21 protein-coding genes, 1 pseudogene and 1 riboswitch are annotated in these 24,544 nt (G+C 59.2%); of the genes and pseudogenes, 10 read left to right on the top strand and 12 right to left on the bottom strand.

The annotated features are described in order from the left end of the window. Nucleotides 1-138 precede the first annotated feature (138 nt). Nucleotides 139-1,938 (top strand): sensor domain-containing phosphodiesterase, encoded by a 1,800-nt coding sequence (locus L1071_RS01550; protein ID WP_246967863.1) that lies wholly within the window; start codon nucleotides 139-141, stop codon nucleotides 1,936-1,938. Nucleotides 1,939-1,944: 6 nt separating this feature from the next. Here L1071_RS01550 and L1071_RS01545 read toward each other — a convergent pair whose 3' ends face one another. Then, nucleotides 1,945-3,138, bottom strand: coding sequence for an aldose epimerase family protein (locus L1071_RS01545; protein ID WP_246967861.1), 1,194 nt, complete (start codon nucleotides 3,136-3,138; stop codon nucleotides 1,945-1,947). A gap of 335 nt (nucleotides 3,139-3,473) precedes the next feature. On the opposite strand from L1071_RS01545, the gene L1071_RS01540 reads away from it, so the two are divergent. Continuing rightward, nucleotides 3,474-4,478 carry an NADP-dependent oxidoreductase gene (locus tag L1071_RS01540; RefSeq protein ID WP_246967859.1) on the top strand — a complete coding sequence of 335 codons (1,005 nt, stop codon included), beginning with the start codon at nucleotides 3,474-3,476 and terminating at the stop codon, nucleotides 4,476-4,478. A 10-nt stretch (nucleotides 4,479-4,488) separates the two neighbouring features. On the opposite strand, the gene hemG is transcribed toward L1071_RS01540, so the two are convergent. Beyond that, nucleotides 4,489-5,919 carry a protoporphyrinogen oxidase gene (gene hemG / locus L1071_RS01535; protein WP_246967857.1) on the bottom strand — a complete coding sequence of 477 codons (1,431 nt, stop codon included), beginning with the start codon at nucleotides 5,917-5,919 and terminating at the stop codon, nucleotides 4,489-4,491. Nucleotides 5,920-6,021: 102 nt separating this feature from the next. Next, nucleotides 6,022-7,272, bottom strand: a complete 1,251-nt coding sequence (locus L1071_RS01530) for a dicarboxylate/amino acid:cation symporter (RefSeq protein ID WP_246967855.1) — start codon at nucleotides 7,270-7,272, stop codon at nucleotides 6,022-6,024. 133 nt (nucleotides 7,273-7,405) lie between these two features. On the opposite strand from L1071_RS01530, the gene L1071_RS01525 reads away from it, so the two are divergent. Beyond that, nucleotides 7,406-8,179 carry an HAD-IIA family hydrolase gene (locus tag L1071_RS01525; protein ID WP_246967852.1) on the top strand — a complete coding sequence of 258 codons (774 nt, stop codon included), beginning with the start codon at nucleotides 7,406-7,408 and terminating at the stop codon, nucleotides 8,177-8,179. 24 nt (nucleotides 8,180-8,203) lie between these two features. Here L1071_RS01525 and yghU read toward each other — a convergent pair whose 3' ends face one another. Then, complete coding sequence (gene yghU / locus L1071_RS01520; protein ID WP_246967850.1) at nucleotides 8,204-9,073, bottom strand: glutathione-dependent disulfide-bond oxidoreductase; 870 nt, start codon at nucleotides 9,071-9,073, stop codon at nucleotides 8,204-8,206. Nucleotides 9,074-9,449: 376 nt separating this feature from the next. Here yghU and L1071_RS01515 point away from each other — a divergent pair, with 376 nt between their 5' ends. Both L1071_RS01515 and L1071_RS01510 read left to right on the top strand, forming a co-directional pair. Further along, nucleotides 9,450-10,973: a hypothetical protein gene (locus L1071_RS01515; protein ID WP_246967848.1), complete on the top strand. Its 1,524-nt coding sequence runs from the start codon at nucleotides 9,450-9,452 to the stop codon at nucleotides 10,971-10,973. A gap of 1 nt (nucleotide 10,974) precedes the next feature. Further along, the gene (locus L1071_RS01510) at nucleotides 10,975-12,081 is read left to right on the top strand and encodes a coiled-coil domain-containing protein (RefSeq protein WP_246967846.1); all 1,107 of its coding nucleotides are present in this window, start codon (nucleotides 10,975-10,977) and stop codon (nucleotides 12,079-12,081) included. Here the strand turns inward: L1071_RS01510 and L1071_RS01505 are convergent. The 5 genes from L1071_RS01505 to L1071_RS01485 form a co-directional block, all read right to left on the bottom strand. After that, nucleotides 12,065-13,318 carry an AGE family epimerase/isomerase gene (locus tag L1071_RS01505; protein ID WP_246967844.1) on the bottom strand — a complete coding sequence of 418 codons (1,254 nt, stop codon included), beginning with the start codon at nucleotides 13,316-13,318 and terminating at the stop codon, nucleotides 12,065-12,067. The two genes, L1071_RS01510 and L1071_RS01505, sit on opposite strands and share 17 nt — an antisense overlap. 99 nt (nucleotides 13,319-13,417) lie before the next feature. Then, entirely contained in the window at nucleotides 13,418-13,696 is a 279-nt protein-coding gene (locus tag L1071_RS01500) for a type II toxin-antitoxin system RelE/ParE family toxin (protein ID WP_246967842.1), read from the bottom strand. Between the two features lie 2 nt (nucleotides 13,697-13,698). After that, nucleotides 13,699-13,920: a ParD-like family protein gene (locus L1071_RS01495; protein WP_246967840.1), complete on the bottom strand. Its 222-nt coding sequence runs from the start codon at nucleotides 13,918-13,920 to the stop codon at nucleotides 13,699-13,701. Nucleotides 13,921-14,013: 93 nt separating this feature from the next. Beyond that, nucleotides 14,014-14,361 (bottom strand): hypothetical protein, encoded by a 348-nt coding sequence (locus L1071_RS01490; RefSeq protein WP_246967839.1) that lies wholly within the window; start codon nucleotides 14,359-14,361, stop codon nucleotides 14,014-14,016. An 8-nt stretch (nucleotides 14,362-14,369) separates the two neighbouring features. Then, nucleotides 14,370-14,666, bottom strand: a complete 297-nt coding sequence (locus tag L1071_RS01485) for a YciI family protein (RefSeq protein WP_246967836.1) — start codon at nucleotides 14,664-14,666, stop codon at nucleotides 14,370-14,372. A gap of 195 nt (nucleotides 14,667-14,861) precedes the next feature. On the opposite strand from L1071_RS01485, the gene L1071_RS01480 reads away from it, so the two are divergent. Further along, a complete protein-coding gene (locus tag L1071_RS01480; protein WP_246967833.1) occupies nucleotides 14,862-16,118 on the top strand; it encodes an MFS transporter in 1,257 nt (418 codons plus the stop codon). A gap of 14 nt (nucleotides 16,119-16,132) precedes the next feature. Here L1071_RS01480 and tenA read toward each other — a convergent pair whose 3' ends face one another. The 3 genes and pseudogenes from tenA to aceE form a co-directional block, all read right to left on the bottom strand. Next, entirely contained in the window at nucleotides 16,133-16,804 is a 672-nt protein-coding gene (gene tenA, locus L1071_RS01475) for a thiaminase II (RefSeq protein WP_246967829.1), read from the bottom strand. A gap of 61 nt (nucleotides 16,805-16,865) precedes the next feature. Beyond that, nucleotides 16,866-16,992: riboswitch (TPP riboswitch) on the bottom strand. Nucleotides 16,993-17,070: 78 nt separating this feature from the next. Then, nucleotides 17,071-18,468: pseudogene (locus L1071_RS01470) on the bottom strand (dihydrolipoyllysine-residue acetyltransferase); the annotation flags it as partial. A gap of 64 nt (nucleotides 18,469-18,532) precedes the next feature. Next, nucleotides 18,533-21,223 (bottom strand): pyruvate dehydrogenase (acetyl-transferring), homodimeric type, encoded by a 2,691-nt coding sequence (gene aceE / locus L1071_RS01465; RefSeq protein WP_246967827.1) that lies wholly within the window; start codon nucleotides 21,221-21,223, stop codon nucleotides 18,533-18,535. Nucleotides 21,224-21,361: 138 nt separating this feature from the next. Between aceE and L1071_RS01460 the strand changes: the two genes are divergently transcribed. From L1071_RS01460 to L1071_RS01445, 4 genes are all read left to right on the top strand, one after another. Next, on the top strand, nucleotides 21,362-22,255 hold the full coding sequence (locus L1071_RS01460) for a LysR family transcriptional regulator (RefSeq protein ID WP_246967824.1): 894 nt from the start codon (nucleotides 21,362-21,364) through the stop codon (nucleotides 22,253-22,255). A gap of 59 nt (nucleotides 22,256-22,314) precedes the next feature. After that, complete coding sequence (locus L1071_RS01455) at nucleotides 22,315-22,779, top strand: NUDIX hydrolase (protein WP_246967821.1); 465 nt, start codon at nucleotides 22,315-22,317, stop codon at nucleotides 22,777-22,779. Nucleotides 22,780-22,911: 132 nt separating this feature from the next. Beyond that, nucleotides 22,912-24,126, top strand: a complete 1,215-nt coding sequence (locus L1071_RS01450; RefSeq protein WP_246967818.1) for an NAD(P)/FAD-dependent oxidoreductase — start codon at nucleotides 22,912-22,914, stop codon at nucleotides 24,124-24,126. A gap of 249 nt (nucleotides 24,127-24,375) precedes the next feature. Then, nucleotides 24,376-24,531, top strand: a complete 156-nt coding sequence (locus L1071_RS01445; protein WP_246967815.1) for a helix-turn-helix domain-containing protein — start codon at nucleotides 24,376-24,378, stop codon at nucleotides 24,529-24,531. Nucleotides 24,532-24,544: the final 13 nt, after the last annotated feature.

Below are 24,544 nucleotides of genomic sequence, written 5' to 3'. Positions count from 1 at the left end.
TCAGCCCCTATACGCCCTGGTGCGTCCGAGTGGAACAGCCATGATACAGGGGCAAGATGAATCGGCTAAGCGTCTCATACGACGTCTCACTGAATTCAAACAAACGATTGCGTATTCTAGGCATCGGGAGATGGCATTTTGACGCTAAAACGACATGAGCAACGTCGACTTCATGCACTGCATGAGACCGGTCTTCTGGATACCCCTCCGGAAGAACGCTTCGACCGTCTGACGCGTATTGCCAAGCAACACTATCAAGTCGATACCACGCTCTTCACGCTTATCGATGCCAAGCGTCAATGGTTCAAATCCAAGCAAAATCTCGGTATGGACACGACCCCACGACGGCATGCTTTTTGCACCCACACTATTCAACAAAATAGTATTTATATCGTTGAAGATGCCGCTAACGATCCTCTTTTCTATAAAAATCCGCTCGTTACCAGTGCGCCTTTCATTCGCTTCTATGCCGGCATCCCCTTACGCGACCCTACAGGCTTCAAGATCGGCACCTTATGCCTTATCGACTCCGCCCCACGTGATGCGTCTCACATGGACTTCAGTATCCTGCGTAGCCTAGCGGCGATACTCGAAGAAGAACTCGAGCGTGAGCACCTGAATGCTGCCAATCAGGAAAAGAAGCGACTCTTGAGCGAGGCTATCAACATCGACAGCCTGACGAAGCTTCCCAACCGTCATCTCCTCAATGAACTGTTCCAGGATGAACTCAATGCCGCAAGAGACCGGCGCGGTTCGCTTTCGGTGTGTTTTCTCGATCTGGATGGTTTCAAGGCGATCAACGATCTCAAGGGCCACGCAATCGGTGACGAGGTGCTCAGATGCGTTGCGGACCGACTCCGCAGCGCCGTACGCCACCACGATGTCACCGCCCGCCTGAGTGGCGACGAGTTCGTGATCATTCTACGTGACGTCGAACACGCAAGAATCTACCGCCATATCCTCGATCAACTGCGCCACCCCATGCACCTTCAAGGGCATGTTATCGAGTTGTCCGCCAGCATGGGGATAACACGCTTTCCAAGCGATGACTCGGATAGCGACTTGCTGCTACGGCATGCCGATCAAGCCATGTATACCGCTAAGGAAACAGGAAAGAACTGCTACCATTTCTTCGATCTTGAGAGTCATCATTCCCAGCAAGAGCGTTTTGCCATCGGTGAGCAAGTGCAGCACGCCCTGGACAACGATCAGCTCGAACTTTTCTATCAACCCCAGTTACATTACAAGACCGGTATCGTATCGGGATTCGAGTGTCTAATACGCTGGCACCATCCCTCTGGAAAGCTCGTGTATCCGGGGCGTTTCCTGCCCTATATCGAGCATACCAAGCTCGATATCGAGCTCGGCAAACAGGTCATCAACCAGGCAGTATCGACCCTTGAAACGTTCCAGGTACGGGATCTTCCCTACACCATCAGCATCAATCTGAGCCCATCTCACTTTCTCAACGACGAGTTTCTCGATCACCTGAACAACACGCTAAGCCGATATGACATGGCATTTCGCAAACGCCTGACACTCGAGATTCTCGAAAGCACGGCACTCGATGATGCAGGCCTCGCAGCGTCGAATATCAAGGCATGTCAGGCGCTGGGGGTGCAACTCTCCCTTGATGACTTTGGCACCGGCTATGCCTCGTTGAGCTATTTACGCAAGTTTTCCACCAACGAAATCAAGATCGACCGCTCCTTCATCCTAGGCATGCTGGACGACCCTGAGGATGAAATGATCGTCGAGGCCATCGTCGCGCTGTCCAAGAGCTTCAATCGCCGTGTGATCGCCGAGGGTATCGAAGATCGTGCCACCGAGGAGAAGCTCATCGCCATGGGCTGTGACATAGGCCAGGGCTTCTTTTACAGCCCTGCCCTGCCGCTCGATGAAGCGCTGGACTGGGCGGACTGTTACGCGCGCCCCTGACGTCGCTCAGTTGTCGCCGCCCTGCGTAGCAAAGCGCCATACCGTGCGCGATTCATAGGTGTCACCAGGCTCGAGAATCGTCGATGGGAAATCCGCCTGGTTGGGAGAGTCCGGAAAGTGCTGGGTTTCCAGCGCGAACCCGCCGCGCTTTTCGTAGGCCTCGCCCCCCTTACCGGTCAGCGTGCCATCGAGAAAATTCCCCGAGTAGAACTGCACTCCTGGCTCGGTGGTAGCGACCTCCAGCACACGACCACTATCCGGCGCGACAACGCGAGCAGCCGTTACCAGTGTGTCTGCAGCCGCTTCGTCACGCGCCAGCACGAAATTGTGATCGTAGCCCTGGCCATACTCGAGCTGAGTATTGTCGTCATTGATGCGTGCGCCGATCGCCGTCGCCTCGCGGAAATCGAACGGCGTGTCCGCTGCGGTACGAATCTCGCCCGTCGGAATCAAGGTCTCCCCAATCGGTGTAAAGGCATCGGCATTGAGCATCAATCGGTGATCGGTGATCGGCCCGCTGCCTTCGCCCTCGAGATTGAAGTAGCTGTGCTGAGTCAAATTGACCGGCGTCGCCTTGTCGGTGGTGGCGTGATAGTCGATGATTATTTTGTCGTCAGTGGTCAGCGTATACCGCACACGGGTCTCGAGCGTTCCGGGATAGCCTTCTTCGCCATCTTCACTGGTATAACGCAGTTCGACGCCGACACCGGCGTCGTTCTCGAAGGAATGCGCCTGCCAGAGCCGCTTGTCGAAGCCTTGATCGCCCCCGTGGAGATGATTAGGGCCGTCGTTGGTTGCCAGCTCGTAGGCCGTGCCGTCGAGCGTGAAGCGCCCCTCGGCGATACGGTTGCCGTAACGCCCGATCAGGGCGCCGAAATAGGGGTTCAACTTGCGATATGCCTCGGAATGGTAGTCTTCCAGGGAATCGAAGCCCAGGACGATGTCGTCGACATTTCCCTGTGCATCCGGGGTACGCAGGGACGTGATGATGCCGCCATAGGTAATCACCTGCATGTCGATGCCATGGCCGTTGCGCAGGCGGTACGCCTCGACCTCGCGGCCATCGGGGAGTTGGCCGAAGCTTTGCTTTTCGATGGAAGGAGTCTGTGTGGTCATCTCGTCTGCCTGTACCGCATTCAGTGCCAAGCATGTCATTCCCATGCCCAACGCCAAGCGCGGAATCGTCTGAAATCGTTGCATTCTCGGCCTCCCGATAGCGCATCTGCAAGCACGTCGCCCCATGCGGCGCCTCATATTTCACGCTAGCCGGGCAGTCTTCACCTCACCAATAACCGAGTGGCGACATTGACATGTACTAATGGATATCAGATGAGCATGAACGGTGCCGGCACTCACTCGCATGTCATCGCTCACCAGCCTCACGCTAGACCAACGTCGTGCCCACGCCAGCACATCAGGCCGTTTTCATGAAACGCCCCTTGCGTCCGGCCGCCTTCATGCCCATTTCATATATACACGCCCGCCCATCCGCGTGGGCAGCATGACACATACCAGTCATCACAGCGGGAGACATCATGGAATCACGCTATTTCACCATTCATTCTCATCCTCAGGGCCTACCCTCCAGAGATTTTTTCGCGCTGGAGTCGCAGGCACTCCCCGACCTGGCAGCGGGCGAGGTCCGCCTGCAGAATCTTTGGCTGTCGGTCGACCCCTACATGCGCGGGCGCATGGACGGCGTGACGACTTACGTTCCGCCCTTCACGCTGGGCGAGCCGCTCGAAGGCGCCGCCATCGGCGAAGTGCTCGAATCGCGCGATGAACGCTTCGCTCCCGGCGATCGCGTCGTCCACATGGGCGGCTGGCGTGATATCGCTCAGCTACCCGGCGACAGCTTGCAGGCATTGCCCGATCTCGACGTGCCGCCACAGGCCTTCCTCGGAGTGCTCGGCATGCCGGGCATGACCGCCTGGACCGGGCTCAATCGCATTGCCCAGCTCAAGGAAGGCGAGCGCGTGCTGGTCAGCGCAGCGAGCGGCGCCGTCGGCTCCCTGGCCGTGCAATTGGCCAAGGCCAAGGGCTGCCACGTCGTGGGAATCGCCGGCGCGCCGGAAAAACTCGAGTGGCTGGAATCGCTCGGCGTGAGCGCGGTCAGCTATCGCGGCAAAGACGCGCAACAGCTCAGCGCCGACCTCAAGGCCGCCAGCCCCGACGGCTTCGATGTCTACTACGAAAACGTCGGCGGCGACTGCCTCGAGGCCGCGCTCGACAACATTCGCGTCGGCGCACGCATCGCGGTCTGTGGCCTGATCGACAGCTATAATGCGGAAACGCCCACACCCGGCCCCAGCAATATGTCCCAGGTGCTAATCCGTCGCGCACGCATCGAAGGGTTCATCATCCTCGACGCCGAAAACTGGGAACACTACCCCGAGTTCCTGCAAGAGATCGGCCCACTCGTGGCGCGCGGCGAGATCGACTACCGGGAAACCATCGAGGACGGCCTCGAACGCACGCCCGACGCCTTCCTCAAGCTCTTCGAAGGTGGCAACACCGGCAAGATGCTGGTCCGGCTGTAAATACCGGCGGTTAGTCCCCACCCAGCGTCTCGGCGATCCGCTCGCCGAGACGCCGTCCGTTTTCCAGACAATCCCCCACCGCAATGCCATCCCGCCAATTGCCGAGTAGCGAGAGCCCGGCGTGACGCTCGAGTGCCTCGTCGAGGGCAGCAATACGCTCGAGATGCCCCAGTTCGTACTGCGGAATCGCCTGCGGCCAGCGGCTGACGCTCTGCCACACCGGCTCACCGCTAATGCCCAGCAAATCACGCAGATCGGCGACAACCTGCGCCACCTGGGCATCGTCATCGCTGACAGCCGCCTCAGGCTGACGACGACCACCGAGAAATGCGGTCAGCAACACATGATCCGAAGGCGCGCGCCCCGGATACAGTGTCGAGGAAAATAGCGCGCCCAGGGTCTGACGATGCTCGACGCCAGGAATCAGCATGCCGAAACCATCCAGCGGATGGGCGATATCGGAACGCCGAAAGCCCAGCGACACGGCGTTGACCGGCGGATAAGCGATTGCCTCCAGCGGCGCGGCCACTTGCGGATCGAGCGGTGCCAGCAGCCCGGCAGCCGTAGGCGCCGGCACCGCCAGCACCAGTTCGCGCGCCCGAAAATCCTGCCCCGATGCCGTCTCCACACGCCAGTACTCACCCTCGCGATACACGCCGCTCACCTCGCACTCGCAGTGGATCGACGCGTCGGGCTGCGCGGCGATGTCCTCGGCCAAACGTTCGGCGAGGCGTTGCAGGCCAGTGGGAAAGCTCACCAATTGGCCTCGCCACTCGCGCGGCAAGGCAGGCGTCGCGCGCCGTGCCTGGCGCAACCGCACCAGCCCCCCGCGAACCAGCGAGCCATACTCGCGCTCCAACGCCACCAACCGGGGCATCGCCGCCTGCGCCGAGAGCCGAGCAGGGTCGCCGGCATAGACACCGGACACGAAAGGATCGACCAGATGATTGAGCGCGCGACGCCCCAAGCGTCGCGTGACGAAATCGGCCAGGCTTTCTTCGGCCTGCGGCGCACGCCGCCGAAACGGTTCGCACAGCAACGCGCCCATGCCGCGCGGGCCGATCAGCGAATTGATGGGCGCCTTAAGCCAATGGGACGGCAGCGCCACCGGCATGCCCCGATAGGCGATGTAACGCCGTCGTGCATCCGGGTTGGCGGGCTGCGCCTCGTCGAGCAGGCCGAGCTCTTCGAGCAGCGCATGCAGCGGCGGCTTCATCATCAGAGTGTTGGGGCCGAGCTCGATCTGCCAGTCGCCATCGCGATGAGTACGCAGGTTGCCGCCGACCTGCGCCGTACGTTCCAGCAAGGCCACATTCAGCCCACGCTTGGCCGCCGCGCGCGCGGCCATCAGGCCGCTGGCCCCACCGCCGACGACGACCACATCGCGCGTTTCTCGCGTGTCTTGCCGGTCGGAGGCCTCGGATTGTGCTTCACGCTGCATGACATCTCCCGTGACAAGGCACGCCGGCGCGTGCCATTAGATCAGGCGCGTAGGGTGCATTCAGGTATTCAGCATAACGGGCAATGCCGCCGCTGCGAGCTTTCACGAGCGCGACGCATCGACGCAGGCGTCGCGTTGTCCGTCTTCTTCGCTGCGGGCGATGATCGAAGCACCTACCATATCGCCGGTGACATTGAGCGCCGTGCAGCCCATGCCCACCAGAGCGTCGATGGCCGTCAACAGCGCCACCGTCTCGATAGGCAGACCTACTTGTGCGAACACCGTGGCGATCATGATGATACCGGCACCCGGCACGCCCGCCGTGCCGATGGACACCAGCGTACCGATCAGCACGATCTCCAGCATGCTGGTGAAATCCAGCGGCGCGCCGATCACATTGGCCGCGAACACCGCCGAAATCGCGATGCGAATCGCCGCGCCATCCATGTTGATGGTCGCCCCCAGCGGCAAGCTGAAACCGTACACACCGCGCGACAGTCCCATGCGCCGCGCGGCGTCCAGCGTCAGCGGTAATGTCCCGGAGCTACTCTGGGTCGCAAACGCCGTCGCCATCGGCGTGCGCGCCTCGCGGAAGAAGGCCTTCAGCTTGACGCCAAAGGCCCCCATCAAGACGCAATAGAGCAGCAGATGCACGCCCAGGGCGATATACAGCACCAGCACCATGTCGCCCAGCGACAGCAATGTCTCCATTCCCTGCTCGGCCACCGTACCGGCGACGATGGCAAACACGCCGATCGGCACGTAATGCAGCACGCCCGACATCACCTTGAGCGTGAGCTCGTTGAGCGCCTCGATTACACGGTACAGTTGCTCGGCCAGCGCCCCGTGCGACTCGGACGTCCGCAGCTTCAACAGGGCAATGCCGAAGACGATGGCGGTAAAGATGATACCCAACAGGTTCAACTCAGCGAACGCCCCGATGATGTTATCCGGCACCACGCCAAGCAGCACCTGGGCGATACCGGGGTTTTCCGGCACCGAGACCTCGGCGCTGCTATCCAGCGTCATCCCGCTGCCCGGGGAAAACAGCGTAGCCACCGCCAGCCCCACGGCGATCGCCAGCGCTGAGGTACCGACATAGTAGACGAATACCTTGCGCCCGACGCGGCCCATGCTGCCGGCACTGGCTTGATTGATGCCTACCATCAGCGTGAACAGCACGATGGGCACGATCAGAAACTTCAACAGCCTCAGTAGCAAATCACCGAATGGCGCCAGCCAATCCGCGACATCCTGGCCGCCGACCAGCCCCACGATGACGCCGAGTACCAGCGCAATCGTCACCCGCAGGATCAACGAGCTCTTTGTATAGGCCTGCCACAATGCTTTCACCGCTCCCTCTCCTTGTTGTTTGGCCGACACCGTGTTTCGCCCATGCTAGGCAAAATGCCCGACACGGAGGCTGCGGCGGCGCTACATTACCATTATGCTAGTCGCATCGATTCAGCAACAGGACACAAAGGCGATGAGCGAACGTGCGATCGACTGCTGGTTAACGGACATGGATGGCGTACTGATCGGCGAGGACCGGGCCCTGCCCGGCGCGGTCGAACTGATCGATCAATGGCGCGCCAATGGCACGCCCTTTCTCGTGCTCACCAATAACTCCATCTACACGCCACGCGACCTCAGCGCACGGCTGACGCGCCTGGGTATCGATGTCCCCGAAGACCGACTGTGGACATCCGCCCTGGCGACCGCCGCTTTCCTGCGCGACCAGGCACCCGGCGGCTCGGCTTTCGTGATCGGCGAAGCCGGCCTGACCACGGCGATTCACGAAGCGGGGTTCGTGATGACCGATGTCGCACCGGACTTCGTGGTGCTCGGCGAGACGCGTAGCTATTCGTTCGAAGCCATCACCCGGGCGATCCGCCTGATCAACGGCGGCGCGCGCTTCATCGCCACCAACCCCGATGTCACCGGCCCCAGCCCCGAAGGGCCGTTGCCCGCCACCGGCGCGGTCGCCGCCTTGATCACCGCCGCCACCAAGCGCGAGCCGTATTACGTCGGCAAGCCCAACCCGATGATGTTCCGCTCGGCCATGAACAAGCTCGGCACACACTCTGAGCGTACCGGCATGATCGGTGACCGCATGGATACCGACGTCATCGCCGGCATCGAGGCCGGCCTGCACACAGTGCTAGTAATGACCGGCATCGCCACGCGGGAAGAAATCGAGCGCTACCCCTTCCGCCCCCGCGAAGTGCTCAACTCAGTCGCGGAACTGCTGGAGAAGTAGCGCTCGTTGACGGCGCGAGGCGTGCTATGCCCCGCGCTTATCCTCTGTCCGAGTGTCGAAATCACTGGCAGCGTGGCGCTCATGGAGCTGGGTTTCCGGCTCCCCGAAGGTGCGGTTGACCATTCGCCCACGCTCCACCGCCGGGCGCGCACCAATTTCCTCGGCCCAGCGCACGACATGAGTGTATTCCTGAACCTGCAGGAATTCTGCCGCGTCGTAGAGCCGCCCGAGCACCAACTGTCCGTACCACGCCCAGGTGGCGATATCGGCGATGCTGTATTCGTCACCGGCCAGATAGCGGTGCTCCGCCAGATGGCGGTTCAACACATCAAGCTGACGCTTGGTCTCCATGGCATAACGGTCGATGGCGTACTCGAGCTTGACCGGCGCATAGCTATAGAAATGCCCGAAACCGCCGCCCAGGAACGGCGCACTGCCCATCTGCCAGAATAGCCAGTTGAGCGCTTCGGTACGCGCCACATGCTCTTTGGGCAGGAACTCTCCGAACTTCTCGGCGAGATACAGCAAGATAGAGCCCGACTCGAACACACGTATCGGGGTGTCGCTGCTGTGGTCCATCAGCGCCGGAATCTTCGAATTCGGATTGGCCTCGACGAAGCCGCTGCCGAACTGATCGCCCTCGCCGATGTTGATTAACCATGCGTCATACTCGGCACCCTGATGGCCCAGCGCCAGCAGCTCCTCGAACATGATCCCCGCCTTGACGCCATTGGGCGTGGCCAGCGAATAAAGCTGAAACGGATGCTCACCCACCGGTAGCTCTTTCTCATGGGTCGGCCCCGCGATCGGACGATTGATGCTGGCGAACTTGCCGCCGCTTTCGCTCTTCCAGGTCCAGACACGGGGTGGGGTGTACTCGGTTTCTTGGCTCATGAAGCCTCCTGATCTATGCGTCGGATCACGCCTCGCCAAGCGGCGGGACGTATCCAGTCGCCTGAAAAGGTAGTCTGATAATCATTGGGACGCGAGGCGGACGGTTCAATGGACAATTCGATAACGCAGCCTAATCCTTTCTTAACAAATCATGACAAAGTGCTAAACCCCGGGGTAAATTATACTCTTTGCGGCCAGTGTGCCCGCGTCCCAAGAACTGACATAAGGCATCACCATGGCCGCGCCTCAGGACGAGCTTTACCCTTCCCTCAACGCTGGCACCTCCCTGCCGCCTACGTCGCCTCTCCAGGTCTCCTCCGAGCACGACCTCTCGGCCGTCAATACCAGGCCATCGCCCATACAGCGACGAAGCGCCTTGAAGGAACAACGCGCGCAAGAATTGCTGGATCACTGCCGCAACGAAGCGCTAAGGCAACTGATTGGCCCTTTTGGGCTATCGCCTGCCATGTTCGATGATATCGAAGGTGGCAATGTCACTACCCAGCACAACGCCAGTCAGGATATCTACGCCAAGACATCGGAAAAATACAACCGCGACGATTACGACTACCAGAGTGCCAAGCGAAACAAGAAGCGCGACGCCGTTAAAAACGGTGACATGAATTCCGACACTTTCACGGATGCCTATACAGGAGAGAAGGCACCCACCAAACGCACCACATCGAGTGGAAAACAGGGCATGAATGCGGAACTCGATCACACCGTTCCGCTCAAACAGACGCATAAAGAAGGAGGCTGGATGCTCGATGGAGAGCATCGTCAAGCACTCGCCTCGGATGATAAAAACCTGAATTACACCACGCTCGAGAACAACCGCCGGAAAAGTGATGCGCCTGCCGAGGAAGCGCTTTCCAGTCAACACGGTTACGATGAAACACGTACACGCCCACTCATCGATGACGCACGCACCGCCATCGACGAACACTTGCCCGACACACAAGAACGAGCCGTCTACCACGCCAAGGAAATCGGCAAGACAGGCGCCCGTGAGTTTGGAAAAATGGGGATGCGTCGCGCCATGGGCTTGCTGCTGCATGAGTTGGTCAGCGGTATTTTCTCCGAAATCAAAACGGTACTTAACGACCGCAATCACCCAGATCCACTGCTGGACCGCTTGAGTGCTGCGATCAAGCGTGTGGCCACACGTGTGCAAAACAAATTCAAAGATGCGCTTGGAGAGTTCTTCAAGGGTGGGCTTCAAGGCTTTATCAGTAACCTTCTCACCTTCCTCATCAACAGCCTCATCACCACCTCCGCCAAGGTGGTCACGATTATCCGTGAAGGCATGCATCAGTTATGGGATGCATTAAAGATGATGCTCTGGCCACCCGAAGGGATGAGCCGTGAGGAGAGGCTACGCGCCATTACCAAAAGCGTTGCCGGGCTTTTCACACTAGGGGTCGGCATGCTGTGGGAAGAGTCGCTTAACGCCTTCTTGCTCAGCATTCCTCCCTTGGCGCCAATAGCAGGGTTCATCTCCCCCGTCATCACCGGTTTGTTGACCGGATTGGCGACGGCACTGCTGATGTATGCCATCGACTCGCTAATCGACTGGATGCTCGACAAGGGCACTGCCTACCTGAATGGCCAAATCGAAGCCTTGGAAGGTTATCAGACTCTAATCCAACGCACGGCCGAGCATATCGACGTCCAATTTCAGCTCTCTTCCAGCTTCAAGGCGTCATTAGACATCAACGAGGCCGTCAAACATCGGTTAAGCGATGCCGACAACGCCATGGCTAATGCCAACTTGGCCGCCGCGGACACACGCTCGGCGCAAGACGAAACGCTAGCCAGCCTCGACAGCGCCACGCGCACTCAACAAGAAGTCAGCGCAAAGCTCTCCCGCCTTCTCAACCGATCTCATAAGGAAAGATGAGTTGTCCAACGTCATCGCCCAGCTCGCCAAGACAAAGCCGCCTAAAGAACTGCTGCAACATATCAATATCAATGACATCTATGAAAAATTCCATGAGACTTTCAAGCGTCTGGATGATTTTAAGGATATCCGCGACAAACATGAGCAACGCGGTTTCCTGGGACGTCTCTTCAATGGCAAAGAACTAAAAGATGCACAGCTCGATGCCCACGAGCTGCAGGCGGAGTTCTCCAAGACATTGGCCCAGCTGATGATGATCAGCACCATGCAGTCGCAACAACTCGTGGCACAACAAAATCAACTGGGCCAACAGCAAAGCGATTTGAAGGAAAAGGCCGAGTCACTGGCCAACCACACTCGAAAACTGGAAGAGCATCAGAACAGCATATCCCAGCAGGCAACCGAGCTACGCCAATACGTCACCAACCTCCTCAATGTTCAAGGTCTCACTGCTGAACATGGCCAGCAGCTTATCGACATCGCCGAAGAGGTCACGGCGACCAAGGATCGCCTGCTGGAAGAATTCACGGCACGCGTCCAGGAAATCGATGCTGCCTTGGTCACTCAGCAAGAAAGCGCCCAGGCGGAAATCAACCGAGTGCATGCCGAGCTACAAGAGCGTCTCGCAGTATCCGAACGCCATCAGCTTGAAAAGCAGCAGCATGCTGAAAGCCAACAGGCGCAGCGGCAAGAAGCATTGGCTTCACGTCTGGAGCACATCAAGACGACACTCGAGGAAGCAACACGCGCCGACATCGCCACGCTACGACGTGAGGTCGAGACGCAACAGCGCGACTTCCTCTCACGTCAGTCATCCCTGTCCGAGGCTATCTCGCAAGCTCGGCAAGAGTTGCAAGCACAGCTCGATACCGACATAGCCAAGACTCACGAGACACTCTCGCGACAAATAGACGAACGTACGACACAAAGTGATAAAGCAATAACGCTGCTACGCACCGAACTTGGGAAGTTGCACCAGCAGCAAAACGCTGACGCCAAGACGCAGCGTCGACGCATCTATTACCTGTGGGCCGGCATGACCTTGCTCGCCATTGCCGGCGGGATTGGCATCGCTTACCCGTATCTGCCGCTCAGCCATCTTGCATAGTCACCGCCACGGCTAGCGCCGGGGCAAGCGGTAGGCGCGGCAACAAGGTGGCCTGGTAAGCATGATAAAGGTCGGGTTTGACATCGCCCTGCGCCGGGTCGATGGCGAGACGATGATCCAGTTCCTGCTGCCAGCCGCCCCGCGCCCGATCGATGAAGGTGGTGTCGATGAAGTCCCACACATGGCGATACCAGTGCTCGTAGTGCGCCTCGCCGGTGCGCTGCAGCAACGCACCGGCGGCTGCCAGCGCTTCGGCATGTGTCCAGTGGCGGCGCCGCCGGGAACTGGGCTGGCCCTGCCAATCTACGGTGTACACCAACCCGGGTGCGCCGTCACTGGCCCAGCCATCACGCAGGCTCGCCTCGAACAGCGCCGCGGCGTCCACGAACAACCAGGCAGGCGCCTCAAGCCCACGCGCTTGCAGCGCCGCCTCCAGGTGCAACATCAGCCGCGACCATTCGAAGCCATGTCCCGGCGTCGCGCCATACGGACAAAAATCGTGATGCAGCTGCTCGGCGTTGTACGTCGGCCATTCGGACCAGTCGCCGTGAAAGTGTTCGAGTATGCGATAGTCGCGCGGCACCGCGTGACGATGGATCAAGCGCTCGACGACAGCCAGCGCCCGCTCCAGCCAAAGCGGCTCATCACGTACATCGGCCAGCGCCAGGCACAGTTCCACGCCATGCATATTGCTGTTGCCGCCGCGATAGTCCGTCAGTTCGCCCCAGCCTTGCGTGTAGCTCTCGACGAAGGCCTGCTCCGCCGGCGACCAGAAGCGCGCCTCGATAACCTCGACCACTTCATCGAGCAACCGCGACGCGCCGGGGATACCCGCCTGGGTCGCCGTCGCAGCCCCCAGGGCGACGAAGTGATGCAGGTAACACTGCTTGGTGCGATCCTCCGTCGCGGCGGGATCGCCCACCAGCCAGCCGCCATCCTGTTCGTCGCGTAGCAAACCGCTCAAGGCACGTATGGCATGCTCGGACAACGACGCCGCGCCGGGCACGCCCTGCATCGCCGCCAATCCATAACTATGCGCCATGCGCCCGGTGATCATCGTATCCGCACCGGCGCCTTCGGGAATCCGACCATCGCCGTCCAGCGGCGCGAAACCGCCAGTGTCAAGCCGCGCCTGACGGTGAAAATCGAGCAGCCTCAAGCCCTCCCGCGTCAGCCAATGGTGATGCGTCTCGATTTCCAGCCAGCGCCGTGATAGTGCGTGATGGTTATCTGTCATGTCATACACGCCTTGAGTGAAGGGAACATTGGCGTTGGTTAGCCATAGACGACTGTGCCACCATTGGGGTGAATCGTCCGGCGCTGATGAACATAACAGCTACTCCCGCGCCTTGATGTCACGATAGAAGTTCTCATGTGAGCCCAACGCCATTAACGTCAGTTCGATGATGCCGTCATCATAAGAATAGCCTAGTAAAACCAGCTGCTTAGTCATCTTGAATTTGTAAACACGCAGGAAGCTCAGATCGCCCTTCTTCTGTTCGCCGAGCGTTGGATGCTCAATAAGCCGGCAAATGGCCTTATCCAGATCCTTTTTCTGGTTGGCATGCAGCTTTTTGACCGCCTTCTTGAAAGTAGGCGTTTGCAGCACGCGCATGATCAATCGAACTCGTAGGCGTCAAGTTTCCCAACGTCTCGCTCCGCTTGAGCGATTATCGCCTGGCGCACGAACTCATAAGAAAGGTCAGGGTTATCTTCCATGATCTCGCCGACCTTGGCCCAGTATTCGATCTGTTTCGGCACAGAGCGATTCATCGCCTTACCCATGACTGACGCTTTATCGATTAACGCTTGGTCCAAACGTACGCTGGAAGTACTCATCGGATTGACTCCATCAATAGAGACCACTCTGTAGCAATTTACCACATTTGAGGCATACCGCTGCACGAAGTTCCCTTCCCTCGACGAGACAAATCAATCGAATGTCGCCAGCACGCGCTGGTATTCCTCCCACCACGCCTGAGCATGCAAGGAGGCATCGGCGGGAAAACGCCCCAGCTCGACGGCTAGTTCGAAGAAGCCACGCGCCGGCATGTGCGGCGCACGACGGCTGACGACCAGCGCGGCGATGAAGGGTCGACCTTGAGCGGCGTCTTCACGCATCAAGACCTCCAGCGCCTGGGCGACACGCTGAATGGTGCGCGGCGGCTGCAAGCAGAGCGCGTCGGCGACGTCCTGGTAGGTCATTGGCAGCCTCTCGCGCGGCACCGCTTCGAGCGTTTCGCGTACGGCGGCTGCAAGCGGTAACGGACTATCGGACATGGTCTCGCTCAAGCGCTCGGGTCGAACAGTTTGACTTCGCGAATATCGACTTGCTCCCACACGCGACCGGTCATGTAGGGCTCCGTCGCAAGCCACGCCTCCAACGCCTGGCGGTCGGCAAACTGGAAGTGCGCGCTGGAGCCAATCATCTTGCCGTCGTCATCCAGGATCGCCCCACCGCTCAGGAAACAGCCCTCACGGGCGAGCGTCCGCACACCATCCAGATGCGCATCGCGATTGGCCAGACGGCGATCCAACGCCTCGGCATCGGTGTAGTCATAGGCCACTACGGCGTATTGCGGCATGATGTTCTCTCATCTCATAAATATCGGATCGGGGCATTGCCACCATGGTCTGAATCATGCGTGAGGCCAGGCCGTGGTACAACGGTCGTTAGCGGATTAACGCCGCCATCCCGATCTTTCAACTCAGCTCAATACGCCTATGCACAGCCACTCGAACCGTACTGCCTCTTTCATTCATCAACTGCTACGCGCGGCATGAGCGATACCCGCCTCTTTCGCTCGCTACGTTTTTACAATTACCGAGTGTGGGCCATCGGCGCCCTGGTCTCCAATATCGGCACCTGGATGCAGCGCATCGCTCAGGACTGGCTGGTACTAACCGTGCTCACCGATCACGATGCCAGTGCCGTGGGTATCACCATCGCCTTGCAGTTCGGCCCACAGTTGCTGCTGCTTCCTCTGACCGGCTATGCCGCCGACCATTTCGACCGCCGCCGGCTGATCCTCCTCACTCAGGCGTTGCTTGGACTCTTGGCAGTAGGGCTGGGGCTGGTCACCCTCACCGGCGTAGTGACACTTTGGCAGGTCTACGTCTTCGCCTTGGGGCTCGGCTGCGTCACGGCCTTCGACGCCCCCGCTCGTCAGACCTTCGTCAACGACCTGGTCGGCGAAAAGCATCTCTCCAACGCAGTGGCCCTCAATTCGACCTCCTTCAACGCCGCGCGGATGATCGGCCCCGCCGTCGCCGGGTTGTTGATCGCCGCCGTCGGCAGCGGCTGGGTCTTCATGATCAACGCGGGCTCATTCGCCGCCGTGCTCGGGTCGCTATGCCTGCTACGGCTCGATGAACTACTCCCTACTGCCCGACCAAAGCACAACGCCAGCGGACTGACGGAAGGTTTCCGTTACGTCTGGCAACGCCCCGACCTGAAAGCCATCCTGCTCATGCTCTTCGTCATCGGCACCTTCGGCTTCAACTTTGCGGTCTATATTTCCACCATGTCGGTGAAAGTTTTCCACGGCGAGGCGGGGCAGTATGGTCTCCTGACCTCATGCCTGGCCGTCGGCTCTGTCGCGGGTGCGCTATTGGCCGCCAAGCGCGAGCACCCGCACATGCGGCTGCTGTGTTTCTCCACTCTGGGATTCGGTGTCTGCTGCGGCCTGGCCGCGCTCGCCCCCAATGAATACCTGTTCGCCGCCGCCCTGGTGCTGACGGGCCTGGCCGCGCTGACCTTCATGACAGCTTCCAACGCGCTGATTCAGCTCTCGACGGAGCCGATGATGCGCGGCCGGGTGATGGCATTGCGCATGGCGATCACCATGGGTGGCACGCCACTTGGCGCGCCCATCGTCGGCTGGCTCGCCAATCATGCCGGCCCACGCTGGGCAATGAGCGTCGGCGCCAGTGCCGGCGTTATCGCCGCCCTGATCGGGGGTGTCATGCTGATTCAACAGCGCCGGAAGCGCTTGCATCTTCGGCCTTCAGAGGCTTATCGCCAACATGAGTCGTGACATGGCCGATCCAATTATTGGCTGGCTTGCCAGTCGAGCCCCATTTGCCAAAAGTCGATTTCAAGGCGCGTCGCATCTCGAAAAACACCGGCGAGCTCGTCAAAGCGCTTCTCGGTCACGTCGGCCAGTCGTTCATCCAGCCATGCGATTTCGCTACGCATGGCGCTCTGGAACGCGTCGCTTTCGTACATGGCGATCCAGGCATCGTAGGGATTGGCATCGCGAACCGTCGTGGAGTCGCTGTTGAGAGTATTGGCGATTTCGCCATAACCAACCAGACACGGCGCGAGTGCCACATGCATGTCGAGTAAATCGCCCCGGTTGCCGGCATCGAGCACGTAGCGCGTGTAGGCCATGGTGGCTCGGTCTTCTGGCAACCGAGCCAAGTCATGATCGGTCATCCCCCATTGCCGGCAGTAGTCGACATGCAGCGTCAGCTCGGTATCGATGATGGCCTTGAGACTGTCAAAGGCTTGGCGCAGATCTGCCATATTGCGGCTTTTATAGATCGCCAATGCATACGCCCGCGCGAAATGCTGAATGAACAGATAGTCCTGCTGGAGATAATAGCGAAAAGCGTCCGACTCGAGCGTACCAGCGCCCAATTGGCGCACGAAATCGTGCTGGATGTACGCCTGCCAATCGGCAGCACACGTGTTTTTTAGATCGTCGAAACTATAGCCCATGATCGTCTCCGGTCGTTGGCAAGTAGAGGATCCGGAGACTAGAAGGGGTAAGCGGGGTGTTGTCATTGGCTCGCTTGATTCCCTACGCCAGTACTCGCCTGCATATGCAGGCATTCCCCGGATCAGGTTCAACGGGTCGATGCGCTATGCACCTCTCAGCCGGTCATCCGGCACCCCGTCAAGCACGATCAACACACTAGCCAACTGGAGGTTGTTTTTTCAACAACCGTGCAGGGATGGGTTAGTCATGAGGAAAAGAGACGAAGTCATAGCAAAAGCGTTCTAATATCGCTCAGCGCCTGGGCCAAAAAGGCCGTGAAGCGTGCCGCATCGGCGCCATTGACCGCCCGGTGGTCGTAGGACAACGACAGCGGCATCATCAGCCGCGGCGCGAACTCAGCGCCGTCCCACACCGGCTTCGTCTGCGCCTTGGAAACGCCGAGGATGGCGACTTCCGGGGCGTTGACGATGGGCGTGAAGGCGGTGCCACCGATGGAGCCCAGGCTGGAGATGGTGAAGCAGCCACCCTGCATCTCCTCGCGCTTGAGCTTCTTCGATTGCGCCTTGCCGGCCAGTTCGACCGATTCCTTGGCCAGGTCGATCAGCGATTTCTGATCGGCGTTGCGGATCACCGGGACCATCAGGCCGTCCGGCGTGTCCACGGCGATGCCGATGTGCACGTAGTGCTTCTGCACCAGCGTTTCGCCGTCGCTCTTCAGGCTGACGTTGAACTGCGGGAATTTCTGCAAGGCGTAGGCGCAGGCCTTGATCATGAACGGCAGCGGCGTGAGCTTGGCGTCCTGCTGGGCGGCCTCGTCCTTCATCGACTTGCGGAAGGCTTCCAGCTCGGTAATGTCCGCCTCGTCGAATTGCGTGACGTGCGGCACGTTGAGCCAACTGCGGTGCAAGTTGGCCGCGCCCGCTTTCATCAGACGGCCCATGGACTTTTCCTCGACCTCGCCGAACTGGCTGAAGTCGATGTCCGGCACCGCCGGAATGCCCGCACCGCCACTCGGCGCAGCGCCTTTTTCAGCGCCGCTGGAGCGCTGCTGAAGGGCGTTCTTGACGTAACCCTGCACGTCTTCCTTCAGCACGCGCTGCTTGGGCCCGGTGGGCGTGACCTGGGCCAGCTCGACGCCCAGCTCGCGGGCCAGCATGCGCACCGCCGGACCGGCATGCACATGCGCACCCGCCGTCTTGTCGTCGCCGTGCTTGTGGCGTGCCTCGGGGCCCGGCTCACCCGCAGGCTCCTTGGCAGGCGGCGCCGACTTGGTAGCGCTGGTCGTTTGCTGACTGGCGTCTTTCTGACCGGCATTGGCTTTCTTGGCCGACTCCTCGGCTTCCGCAGGCGACTCGACACTTTCAGGCTCGCCTTCCGCTAGCGTCTCGTCGGCATCTTCCGCATCGCCCCCTTCATCGGCATCCTCGTCCGCAATCTCCATCGTGCCGATCAGATCTCCTTCGGAGACGCTATCGCCTTCCTTGATTGAGATCTCGACTATCTTGCCCTTGTAGGGGCTGGGCACGTCCATGGAAGCCTTGTCGGATTCCAACGTGATCAACGTATCTTCCGCGTCGACTTCGTCGCCTTCGCTGATTGCCAGTTCGATGACCGGCACGTTTTCGCTGCCGCCGATGTCCGGTACCCGTATCATTTCCTTACGCACTGTAGCGCTCCTCGTCCTTTAATCCGCTTTCACGTCACGTGGGCTCATACTCAGGCGCGCTTCAGCTATCAAGCGGGTTAGGCGCGGCAGGATCGATGCCGTACAGCGTCATGGCATCGGCAACAACGTGCGGCGCTATCTCGCCACGTTCGGACAATGCCCAAAGCGTCAAGACAACCACGTGATAGCGGTCCACTTCGAAGAACCGGCGCAAAGCCTCGCGCGTGTCGGAGCGTCCGAAACCATCGGTCCCCAGCACATGGAAATCGCTCGGCACCCAGGCGCGGATCTGGTCGGCATACAGGCGGATGGAATCGGTAGCTGCGATGACGGGGCCTTGACGCTCAGCCAACTGGCGCATCACCCAAGGTGCCTCTTGCCGCTCCCCCGGGGCCAGGAAGCGCCGGCGATCATAGTCGAGCGCCTCGCGACGTAACTCGTTGAAGCTGGTCACGCTCCACACGTCTGCGATCACTCCGTGTGACTCGCCAAGTATCTCGGCCGCCGCCTCGACCTCGCGGAGAATCGCGCCACTACCCAGCAACTGAACCCGAGGCTTGTTCTCGTCGGTCTCCCCCGGTTGCAGCAGGTACATGCCGCGCACGATGCCTTCCTCGCAATCATCGGGCATGGCCGGGTGCGGGTAGTTCTCGTTCATCACCGTCAGATAGAAGAAGATGTCCTTGCCTCGCTCGTACATCTCCTGCAGACCATGTCGCACGATGACGGCGACTTCATGGGCGTAGGTAGGATCATAAGTACGGCAGTTGGGAATGGCCGAAGCAAACAGATGACTATGGCCATCCTGGTGCTGCAGTCCCTCACCGTTGATCGTGGTCCGCCCCGCTGTGCCGCCCACCATGAAGCCCCGGCACATCATGTCACCAGCGGCCCAGGCGAGATCACCGATGCGCTGGAAACCGAACATCGCGTAAAAGAAGTAGAAGGGAATCAACATCGTGCCGTGGTTCGCATGCGACGTCGCCGCTGCGATCCACGACGACATGGCGCCGGACTCCGTGATGCCTTCCTCGAGGATCTGACCGGCCCGGTCCTCGCGATAAAACATGATTTGTCCGGCATCGACCGGCTCGTATTTCTGGCCTTCCGGCGCATAGATGCCAAGCTGGCGAAACATCCCCTCCATACCGAATGTCCGCGCCTCGTCGGGAACAATCGGTACGACTCTCTCGCGTAGTGGCTTGTACTTGGTCAAGCCACTCAGCACGCGTACGAAGGCCATGGTGGTCGAGACTTCACGCTCCCCCGTACCCTTCAGTTGAGCAGCGAAGGGCTTGTCCTCAAGCGCGGGAATCGGCAGCGTCTCGTGATCAGTGCGCCGCGCGGGCTGAAAGCCATACAGACGCTCGCGACATCCCTGTAGATAACGCATCTCGGGCGAGTCCGGCGCCGGGCGGTAATAAGGCATGCCGCCGTCCTGCAACTGTTCATCGGTAATCGGCACCTGAAAACGATCACGTAGCTGCTTCAAGCCCTCAGCCGTCATGGTCTTGATGTTATGAGCTTCCATGTCCGCCTCACCGTGCTCGCTGCCCATACCATAGCCCTTCACGGTATGCGCCAGGATCACCGTGGGTCGGCCATTGTCGGTCTCCATCGCGGCACGATAGGCAGCATAGACCTTCACCGGATCGTGTCCGCCGCGGATGAGCCCCTGGATTTCCTCGTCCGATAGAGAGGCGACCTGCTCCGCCAGCTCATCGTACTTGCCGAAGAAATGCTCGCGTGTGTAGGCCCCGCCTTGTGCCTTGAAGTTCTGGTATTCGCCATCGACGGCTTCGTCCATGCGCCGTTGCAGAAGACCGCTGTGATCGTCACTCAGCAAGCGGTCCCAGGTGCTTCCCCAGACGACCTTGAAAACATTCCAGCCGGCGCCACGGAAGGTCCGCTCCAGTTCGCTCATCACACTACCGTTGCCACGCACCGGCCCATCAAGGCGCTGCAGATTGCAGTTGATGACGAAGATCAAGTTATCCAGTCGTTCCCGGCTCGCCACGTTGAGCGCGCCCAACGTTTCCGGCTCATCGCATTCGCCATCGCCGAGAAATGCCCAAACCTTGCGTTGCTGAAGAGGCTGCAGCCCACGGTTATCCATGTACTTCATCAAACGCGCCTGATAGATCGCCTGAATCGGCCCCAAGCCCATCGATACCGTCGAGAACTGCCAATAATCCGGCATCAGGTAAGGGTGTGGGTAAGATGAGAGCCCTTCGCCCCCGACCTCCTGACGAAAGCGATCCAACTGGTCTTCGGTCAGACGCCCCTCGAGAAAGGAGCGTGCATAGATACCCGGCGTGATGTGCCCCTGGAAATAGATCAGGTCACCGGCAAAGTCTTCCGACGCGGCGCGAAAGAAGTGATTGAAGCCGACTTCGTAGAGCGTACAGCTCGACATGTAACTAGCCAGATGACCACCGAGGCTCTTGTCCTTGGCATTGGCGCGCACCACCATGGCAACACTGTTCCAACGGACTGCCGAGCGAATCTTGCGCTCCAGCGCCAAGTCTCCGGGATATTCTGGCTCTTCCCGAGGCGCAAGGGTGTTACGGTGATGCGTCGCGAAACCACCCTCGAACGACACCCCGTTTTTACCGGCCGCTTCAAGCAACCGGTTTATCATAAAACGTGTTCGATCCTGGCCTTCACAATGAGTCAACGATGACAAAGCATCCAGCCATTCACGTGTTTCAATAGGATCCGAATCGACAATGTTGCTGACAACGTCACTCATAATGTCGCGCCTCTTTCAAAAAAATAAAATCGATGAAACTGTATAAGAGGCTGGCCGCCTACTCCTTGAAGACCCTAATGTTGTACCCGGATGCTGACAACGCAGTAGGATTGGAAACACTTTCCCGGATTTGAACCTATGAACCTCGATTACCTTAAAGTCTTCGTCGCTATTGCCAGGCAGGGTTCGATCCTGGCAGCCTCAAGGGCATTGGCCATGCCCAAATCGACAGTGGCGCGTCATCTCGATCAGTTGGAAAGTCAGCTATCCCATCAGTTGGTCTTGCGAAATACACGTCACTTGCGCCTGACCGCCGAAGGCCAGCGGTTATATCATCTGGCAGGGGACATTATCGGCGACCTGGAGGAAATCGAGCATGAGATGAAAAATCGTCATGGCAACCTGAGTGGCAGGATTACTGTCGCCATACCTTCCGAGTTTGGCGTCAAATGGCTCAATGAAAGTATCGCCGATTTTGTGGCCGACCACCCGGACATCGCCATCGACTGCATTACCAGCATGGCACCTCTCGACCCTGTCAGAAGGGACGTAGATGTCTCGATCTGCTACCACCGGGGCAAGCTGTCCGATAGCGGCATGGTGGTTCGCCCACTGGTCAGCATGCGCAGTGCAGTAGTGGCAGCGCCATCGGTCATTGCTCGTCATGGCCGGCCCGCTTCGGTGCAGGAGCTCAGCCACTTGCCCTGTATCTCGACACTGACGGCGCTACAGTCGAACCCCTGGCACTTCATCGATGCGGAAGGTCGAACCATCGCGCTGGACGTACCGACTCGCTATCGCGTCGATAGTAGTCTGATGCTCATCGCCGGTGCCCGCGCCGGTATTGGGTACGCCATTATTCCTTATGAATTTTGCCAAGAAAGTATCGGGTCAGGCGATCTCATCGAGTTGGCGCTCGACCTTAAGCCAGCACCACTGGAAATCGTTGCGATCCACCCAGACCGGAAAAGTATTTCGACACGAACGCGTGCATTCGTCGACATCGTGGAGAAGCAATTACTGGCACGCTAAGCCCTCTAATGTCTGACAATATAAAACCATAACATCACCCTTTACACGCGAGCCGATCAATGGAAAACCGTTCTCCCCAAACAGAAAATTCATCTCCTCATCATCCCATACCGGCGACAATAGCAGCCGTCATTCGGGATGATAATGTCTTGTTAGTACGTCGCAGGAACCCACCGGATGCTAACCACTGGGGATTCCCAGGTGGAAAAATAGATTTTGGTGAAACGATTGAAAGCGCAGCATTACGTGAGCTTTACGAAGAAACGGGCGTACAGGCAAACGTTGCAGAAACTTTTACTGCCGTGAATGTATTTGATCATGATGACGCCGGAGAAACTAAACAGCACTTTGTGCTTATAGCGGTCTTGTGCCAATGGGTTTCTGGCGAACCCATCGCCGGCGATGATGCTCTGGAGGCACGCTGGATGCCGATAGAAGATCTAAAAAACCAGGAGTTGGCGTTAAGCCTTGATGTGGTTGAAGTGGTCCAGATGGCTGCCAAGCTAAACCATGCTTTCTCATGAGATAGAACGGTTTTTCCTCTCGTGATCCGGCGGGAGAAGGCGCCAACTTTGCGTAATACAGCGATAGTCCAACCCACCACGTCATTCGCGTCTACTCTACGAAGATTGCCTTTCCTTGCTCACGGAGCCTGTATGGACCTTAAAAGCGGCTATCCTTTCTGGGCGGTCAAGAACGGACTGCTACAAGCCTTTCCCAAACTCGATCAGGACCTGACCTGCGAGGTCGCCATCATCGGCGGCGGTATCACCGGCGCCTTGATCGCCGATGAATTGGCTCAGCACGGGCATGATGTCATCGTGCTGGAGCGCCGCGATGTAGGCTGGGGCAGTTCGGCGGCCAGCACCGCGCTGATTCAATACGAGATCGATACCCACATGACCGATCTCGCCGCACGCTACGGCGAGGCCGATGCCGTGCTGGCCTATCGTGCCTGCGCAGAGGCCATCGAACGCCTCGAGACATTAGCCGACGTCCTCGGCGATACCGATTTCGCCATGCAAAGCAGCCTGTATTACGCCAGCGACGAAAGTGATGTCGAGAGCCTCTATCGCGAATGGAAGATGCGCCGCCGGTACGGCTTTGCTGCCGATTGGCTACCCCAGGAAGCCATCTCGGAACGCTTCGGCTTCAACGCTCCCGGCGCGATCCTGACGCATCTCGCCGCGCGCCTCGACCCTTACCGTATGGCCTACAAGCTGCTCGACCGCGTGCTCAATGCCGGCGGACAGGTATATGACCGCACCGAAGTCGACAACGTCACGCCGCACGCACACGGCGTCACGCTCACCACTACCAGCGGCCACTCGCTCGCCTGTCAGCATCTCATCGTCGCTGCGGGCTATGAAGCGCAAACCTGGCTCGATGACAGCGTCGCCATCAACCGCAGCAGTTACGCTTTCATCACCGACCCCATCGCAGCAGACGTGCTGAGCGAACTCGCCTCGACTCTAGTCTGGGAATCCGCGCGCCCTTATCTCTACATGCGCACCACCGGTGATGGCCGGCTGATGGTCGGCGGCGAGGACGACGATATCGATATCCCCGCCGAGCGTGATCAACGCGTGGGCCAAAAGGCTGAAACCTTGATCGAACAGGTGGAAACGCTATTCCCTCATCTCTCGCTCAACCCCACGTTTTCCTGGGGCGGTACCTTTGCCGAAACCGATGATGGCCTGCCCTTCTTCGGCCCTCACCCGCAATACGGTGATCGCATCCACTTCGCCATGGCCTACGGCGGCAACGGCATCAGCTACAGCATGATCGGCGCCGACCTGCTACGTGCCCTGATCGAAGGCCGAGAGCACTCGCTGGCCGAGCTATTCTCCTTCCGGCGCGTGGGAGATTGACAAGCGTAAAGCCACTAAAAATTACCGTTCGGTCACTAACCGGCCATCAAGCCTCTCGTGGCGTTATAAATTACCGATCAGTAATTATAATGCTGAAAGTCACGATATATGACGCTACACTTCCCGAACGGTAATTCTAGACCAGGAACGTAAATGGCCGACTCCACCCCATCCAAAACGCTTGGCGGCCGCATTCGTCACAGCGAAGACCTCGGCAAGCTGGTACGCTAGGCGCGTGCCGAACAATCATTGCTACAGATCGACTTGGCCGGGCTGGCCGGCACCGGAAATCGCTTCATCGTTGACCTGGAGCGGGGTAAACCGACGCTGCAGCTCCAGAAGGTTCTGGACGTACTCGATCTCATGGGTCTCGAAGTCATCGTGCAGCGTAAGGGGACTGGATAGTTGCCAGCTCGGC

Source organism: Chromohalobacter sarecensis (assembly GCF_023061135.1).
Taxonomy (GTDB): domain Bacteria; phylum Pseudomonadota; class Gammaproteobacteria; order Pseudomonadales; family Halomonadaceae; genus Chromohalobacter; species Chromohalobacter sarecensis.
The sequence above is the reverse complement of the archived record's forward strand: the minus strand, read 5'-3'. Positions and strand labels throughout refer to the sequence as shown.